The organism is Marinilactibacillus piezotolerans, from assembly GCF_900114235.1.
Lineage (GTDB): Bacteria > Bacillota > Bacilli > Lactobacillales > Carnobacteriaceae_A > Marinilactibacillus > Marinilactibacillus piezotolerans.
This window is the reverse complement of record NZ_FOSJ01000080.1, coordinates 1-6,128: the sequence shown is the minus strand read 5'-3', so window position 1 is coordinate 6,128 and position 6,128 is coordinate 1. Positions and strand designations below refer to the sequence as shown.

Genomic DNA, 6,128 nt, shown 5'->3' with positions numbered 1-6,128 from the left:
ATTGGATTATATTACCTTCATCGACAGAAATCATCATACGAGCAACGAGAAATTTGGGAAACATAATTTTTCATAGATTATTGGGAGTTACCTGTGCACTCTAAATCTTATTCTACCAAAACTTGTCCCATCATTCCATTGTCTTCGTGCTCCAAGATATGACAGTGGTACATGAATATTCCCTTTTCTGGAAATTCAACTTCGATCTCAACGCTCTCTTCAGGATAAAGAGCAATGGTGTCTTTCCAGCCTTTTTCATTTTCAGGAGGCGTTTCTCCGTTCCTGTTTAGCACTTTGAACTGGACACCATGAAGATGGAAGGGATGAATCATGCCTCCCATCATGTCGGGAGCATTGTCAATTTTCCAAACCTCTTTTGTTCCGACCTTTGCTCGCAAATCCATTCGGTCCATATCAAACTGTTTACCGTCAATCGCCACCATGTTCCCCATACCACTGAATGTGATCTCTTTATCTGGTGTTTCTTTCTCTTCTCCGCTAGAGATGCTATTCAAAGTATTTGGCAAAGGAGGAATATCTTCTGTTGTTTCCTCGGTCACATTAAGAGTCAGGACGGAAACAGTTTCTTCCATTAGCTGTATACTCTCTCCAATAGAGTAGCTGCTGAGATCGACAATAATTTCAGCACGTTCCCCTGGAACAAGCTGCAAACTTTCCATCGGAATAGGTTCATTCAGAAATCCGCCATCCGAAGTAATCTGATAGAAGGAGTTGCCGTTCGATAAACGAAATTGGTAGTTACGGGCATTGGAGCCATTGAGGAGTCGCAGCCGAACTTTCTCATTCTTAACGTCTATATAAGGGTTAAGGGTGCCATTCACGACCAGTGTATCCCCAAATGTTCCGTCAGGGCTATAAGCTGTGGAATAGTTGAACTGGTTATCCGTCTCGAAGATACGATCTTGGACAATAAGTGGAAAATCATTGATTCCGTATTCCTTAGGGATAGCTAAATTATCGTAATTCTCGTCTTCGATATAGATAAGACCTGCCAGTCCCTGATAAACTTGCTGACCGGCATTCCCTGTAGGATGGGGGTGGAACCACAAAGTAGCTGCTTCTTGCTTTACTGTAAATTCTAATTCGGCAGTCTTGCCAGATTCAATAGGAGTATGCGGACCTCCATCTACATTGGAAGGAACTTTCAACCCATGCCAATGGAAAGAAGTAGCAGTATTCAACTTGTTTTCCGTTCTGATAGTCACTCTTTGATCTTTGCGTATACGAATGACTGGACCAAGGAAAGAGTCGTTGTAGCCGTATGTTTGGGTTGGATTGCCTTCTTTCAGTTGGGTGTTGCCTTCTTGAGCAGTAATTGTATAGGAGATGCCACCATCTGAAGAAGGGGTGCCTTCTAGGACAGGAGGCAACACTAGTTCCTTAGACTCTTGGTTAGAAGGACCCAACTCGGTAGTCACTTCTCCATCCATACCCATGTTGTTAGTCATTCCCATCTGAGGAGTTCCATTTTCTTGGTTAGAAAGAGTATTTGTTGACAGCATGGACATTTGTTGGAATAAGAGGAAAGATACAACGGCAAGTAAGAGTAAGAAAATTACCAAAAAAATAGATATAACCCGCTTTTTCATAGTGCTTCCTCCTTGTTTTTATTATCTGATATAGCTTACCATTTAATTGTGTAGGTTTTATGGATAAGGAGAGGAGCCTTATTTTTAAAATAAACAGAAGGCCGACCTCCTCAGATATACGAATTGAACGCTTCAAATACTAGGATAATTTTTTTGCTTTCTCCATACTCTCTACACAATGATGCGTTATCTTGGCAGTATAGATCGATGGAGTATAAAAGGGAGATTAGCGGGTAATTAGCATAAGAGAAGGTGGAGAGAAAATGGCCAGAGATACAGATATCCATTTACGTAATAAGGTATTATATAGTGTTTTTGTTCGTAACCATACTAAGGAGGGAACATTGAGGGCGATTGAGGATGACTTGGATCGTATTCAAGAGTTGGGAACTGATTATGTTTGGTTACTGCCCATCCATCCTATTGGGGAAGTAAACCGGAAAGGCAACCTGGGCAGCCCATATGCCATTAAAGATTACCGATTCATTGACCCCACTTTGGGGACCGAAGAAGATTTTCGACACTTGGTTGAAGAAATTCATAAACGAGGTATGGGAATTATAATGGATGTGGTCTATAATCACACCTCTCCTGATTCCTTATTGGCCAAAGAACATCCGGAATGGTTTTATCAAGACAGGACTGGAAGTCCTAGCCACCGATTTGTAGAATGGACAGATGTCATAGATTTGGACTACAATAATGTTCATTTATGGAATTATCAGATTGAAACTCTCAAATATTGGGCAACTATAGTGGATGGATTTCGTTGTGACTGTGCTAGCATGATTCCAATCGATTTTTGGTTATTGGCCCGTAAAGAGGTCGAAGAAGTTAATCCAACATGTATTTGGGTTGCAGAAACCATGTATCCTGACTATATTTTTGAATTACGGGATGAAGGTTTTTATGCTGCTTCTGATAGTGAAGTCTATGCTGCTTTTGATGCCACCTATGATTATGATAGCCGTTCTTTGATGGAAGGCTATCTAAACGGAATTGTCTCTTTTGAGTCTTTCCTAATGATTAAGCAGCGACAAGAGGTCCAGTATCCAGAAAATTATATAAAGCTTCGTTTTTTAGAAAACCATGATCAAAAGCGAGTCCAAACACTGGTGAAGAGTGAAAGAGCATTATTAAATTGGACAGCATTCCTCTATTTCGAAAAGGGAATGACACTCATACAAGCAGGACAAGAAAAAGGTATTCTCCATACGACAAGCCTTTTTAACAAAGACCCTTTAGTATGGGAGAAAAAAGAGGGAATTGATTTAACTTGGTTGTTCAAAAAACTTGAACAGTTAAAAGTAGAGCCTACATTTTCTTCAGAACATTATCATTTAACGGGTGACAAAGATTGTGCTAGTTTATACGGATATTACCAGAAGGGAGAAGACAGATGGGTTGGCATTTTTTGCTTACGAGGTGCTGAAGTCAGTATGTTAGTGGATATTCCAGATGGAACGTACAGGAATCTCCTCAACAACGAGGATATATTTGTTGAGGAGGGGAGAGTGAGTCTTCAGGGTATGCCGCTTATTTTCAAAGCCAAAGCACCTCCGAAACGATCGGAGTTGGTCTACTCTCCCTACAAGGAGCAAGTTAGTCTGTCAGCAAGGGAACAGACAGGCGTATAGCCACCGTAGTAAAAGAAGTTCAGCTTCTTGACAACCCCATAAAATTTATATATATATGGATAAGCATTTAAAAGTTAGAGAGGAAGAAGAGATTGACTCGAAAATCCAGTAAGTTGGTCCCTGCACTTCGCTTCCGCTGTCTAACTGTCCTCTATGATCCGCTCATGAAATGGGCGCAGGAAGAGACATTCAAGAACCGTTTTATCGCGCAAGCAGAGCTCCTTCCTGAGCAACGGGTTTTAGATGTAGGCTGTGGAACCGGGACACTGGCTTTGATGCTGAAAGACACACAACCGAGAGCAACCGTTATGGGGTTGGATGCAGATCCTGAAGTATTGAAATTGGCTCAAAAAAAGGCACAGAATAGTAATATAGATATCTCTTTCCATCAGGGACTGTCCTCCCACTTGCCTTTCGATGCTGCTGTATTCGACCATGTTTTTTCCAGTCTACTCTTTCACCACTTAACGTTGGAAATGAAACATAAAACGCTGCAAGAAGCCTTTCGGGTGTTGGCGCCAGGCGGAAGCTTGCATATCCTTGACTTCGATAAGCCCCAAAGTTTCTGGATGCGATTGGCCTTCTATCCTGTCCAAGTGTTGGATGGATTTGAAACGACAAGGAATCATGTCACGGGCATTCTTTTGGAAGCGCTTCGAGAAGAGGGTTTTGAAGATATCCATGAAACAAATCAGTTTAATACAATAGTGGGGACTGTTCATATGTACTCTGCTAATAAACCTTACTAACAATCTTTTTAGTAGATGTCTTTAAATGCTGGAGAAAACGGATTAAACGGAAAGGGGATAGGCGGTTATTTTTAAGATTTTACGACCCATCCCTTTCAAAGGGGTATAATCAATCTGACGCTGATGATTTAAGTCTCGCGATTGCCCCCGTTGCCAAAAAGAGGTTGTTACCGATTACACCCTTAAAGAATGTCTCTCAAATTCTTCATTGTGAAAAAGGAATCGGCAGGTCATATTGCAAACTGTAGATAAGAAAACAGACAGAAAGAAGGGAATCGTGGTGTGGGAATGGTTCGTCCAACAAACGCCGACAATCCAGACATTACTGGCTACGTTGTTCACCTGGGGAATGACGGCATTAGGGGCGGCATTAGTATTCACTGCCAAACGGGTTAACCTAAAAGTGATGGACGCCATGCTTGCATTTGCAGGTGGTGTTATGATTGCGGCCAGTTTTTGGTCCCTGTTATCCCCGGCGATTGAAATGGCGGAAGACGGACCGGTTCCAGATTGGCTCCCAGCCGTTGTTGGATTTATGCTGGGAGGCATTTTCCTTTGGAGTGTCGACAAAGTGTTGCCTCATTTGCACCCTGAGGAAGACCAAACGGGATCCTTAACCGGAAAAAGAGGCGCAGAAGGGATTAATCCGGACCATTTCCGACGTAGCACATTGTTGGTTTTGGCAATTACACTGCACAACATTCCGGAAGGTTTCGCTGTAGGCGTTGCGTTTGGGTCGTACGCTCAAACGGGAAGCCTATCCCAATTAGTCGGCGCTGTAACCTTGGCGATAGGGATGGGCTTACAAAACTTCCCGGAAGGAACATCGGTATCAATGCCGCTTAGGCGGGAAGGAATGTCGCGTGGAAAAGCATTTTGGTACGGCCAACTGTCAGGGTTGGTTGAACCAATTTCGGGTCTGGTAGGTTTGTGGCTTGTTTCAATAATTGAACCTTTATTGCCGTATGCTTTGGCATTTGCTGCCGGTGCGATGATTTTTGTAACTGTAGAAGAAGTTATACCAGGTTCCCGTGAGAATGGAAACAAGGACTTAGCCGCCATATGGTTAATGGTTGGCTTCACTGTTATGATGTTGCTGGATGTTGCGCTTGGATAGGAGCCTAAAAGGGTTATCTTTGAATTAATTCCTAACCAAAATAATTGATTCTCTATTTTTAAAATTAAAAGCAAGGTTGAGCGAATTCGCTCAACCTTGCTTTTAATTTTACTATCCGCCATCATACCAGCTGCGAACGAGATACCATTGTTATAATTTGCTCCCCAAATGGGGTGGAATTCCATGCAGTAAAGATCATTCAGTCATATAGAATATCTATTTTCCTAGTCCTGCGTTCTTCAAAACCTCGAAGTCAATCCCTCTGTTGCTACAACAGTTGGCCAACTGGCCGTTCACTGCAACTGCTGGAATAGTTTCTATTCCGTATTCCTTTGCTTTCGTTTCGCATTCTTTTGTTTCACACTTTTTGTTCAAATCATATACTACGACTTCACAATTCTGGCATGCTTGCTCTTTTACTTGTTGAACCGCATTGTTACATAGATAGCAACCTGCAGTGAAAACTTCGACTATTCTTTTAGCCATTATTATCTCCTCCTGTTAAACTCTTAATGATTGGACACCCACATTGAGAACTACCTGTTCCAGCGCATTGAGCGGATAAATCTTGTAAAACTACTTTTATTTTTTCTAAGTCTTTTATCTGTGCTTCAATCTCATTAATTTTTTGGGTAGCAAACTGAAAGACTTCTTCAGAATCAAATTGAGTTTCATTGTCCGTGATAGAAATGAGTTTCTTTATTTCATTGAGCGTAAAACCAAGCTCTTGTGAGCGTTTAATAAATTTGATGCGATCTACATCTTCCAAAGAAAAAACTCGGTAACCCGCCTCGGTTCTTGGAGGCTCAGGAATAAGCTGACGTTTTTCATAATACCGCACTGTTTCAATATTGACATGAGACTTTTCGGCAATCTCGCTTATTTTTTAGCCATTCACTCTCTCACCCTCTTCTTCATTTATACACCCTGTACCTAGGTATAAGGTCAAGACCAATCAGTTAATTTTTTATACTCTCATATGTCTCTATTTTAACATGTGAATAGACGATTTACT

Annotated in this window: 6 protein-coding genes; 3 read left to right on the top strand and 3 right to left on the bottom strand. The window is 41.6% G+C overall.

The genetic code is table 11. The annotated features are described in order from the left end of the window. Nucleotides 1-107: 107 nt before the first annotated feature. Nucleotides 108-1,523 (bottom strand): multicopper oxidase family protein, encoded by a 1,416-nt coding sequence (locus BM212_RS11740; RefSeq protein ID WP_245750975.1) that lies wholly within the window; start codon nucleotides 1,521-1,523, stop codon nucleotides 108-110. Nucleotides 1,524-1,873: 350 nt separating this feature from the next. Here BM212_RS11740 and BM212_RS11735 point away from each other — a divergent pair, with 350 nt between their 5' ends. The 3 genes from BM212_RS11735 to BM212_RS11725 all read left to right on the top strand — a co-directional run bounded on the left by BM212_RS11735 (nucleotide 1,874) and on the right by BM212_RS11725 (nucleotide 5,113). After that, the gene (locus tag BM212_RS11735) at nucleotides 1,874-3,247 is read left to right on the top strand and encodes an alpha-amylase family glycosyl hydrolase (RefSeq protein ID WP_091898712.1); all 1,374 of its coding nucleotides are present in this window, start codon (nucleotides 1,874-1,876) and stop codon (nucleotides 3,245-3,247) included. Nucleotides 3,248-3,339: 92 nt separating this feature from the next. After that, nucleotides 3,340-3,996 carry a class I SAM-dependent methyltransferase gene (locus BM212_RS11730; RefSeq protein WP_218149724.1) on the top strand — a complete coding sequence of 219 codons (657 nt, stop codon included), beginning with the start codon at nucleotides 3,340-3,342 and terminating at the stop codon, nucleotides 3,994-3,996. A 280-nt stretch (nucleotides 3,997-4,276) separates the two neighbouring features. Next, nucleotides 4,277-5,113, top strand: a complete 837-nt coding sequence (locus BM212_RS11725) for a ZIP family metal transporter (protein WP_091898716.1) — start codon at nucleotides 4,277-4,279, stop codon at nucleotides 5,111-5,113. Between the two features lie 216 nt (nucleotides 5,114-5,329). Here BM212_RS11725 and BM212_RS11720 read toward each other — a convergent pair whose 3' ends face one another. Both BM212_RS11720 and BM212_RS11715 read right to left on the bottom strand, forming a co-directional pair. After that, entirely contained in the window at nucleotides 5,330-5,599 is a 270-nt protein-coding gene (locus BM212_RS11720; protein ID WP_091898710.1) for a glutaredoxin, read from the bottom strand. Continuing rightward, on the bottom strand, nucleotides 5,592-5,987 hold the full coding sequence (locus BM212_RS11715) for a MerR family transcriptional regulator (protein WP_281244408.1): 396 nt from the start codon (nucleotides 5,985-5,987) through the stop codon (nucleotides 5,592-5,594). The genes BM212_RS11720 and BM212_RS11715 overlap by 8 nt, the downstream gene beginning before the upstream one ends. Nucleotides 5,988-6,128: the final 141 nt, after the last annotated feature.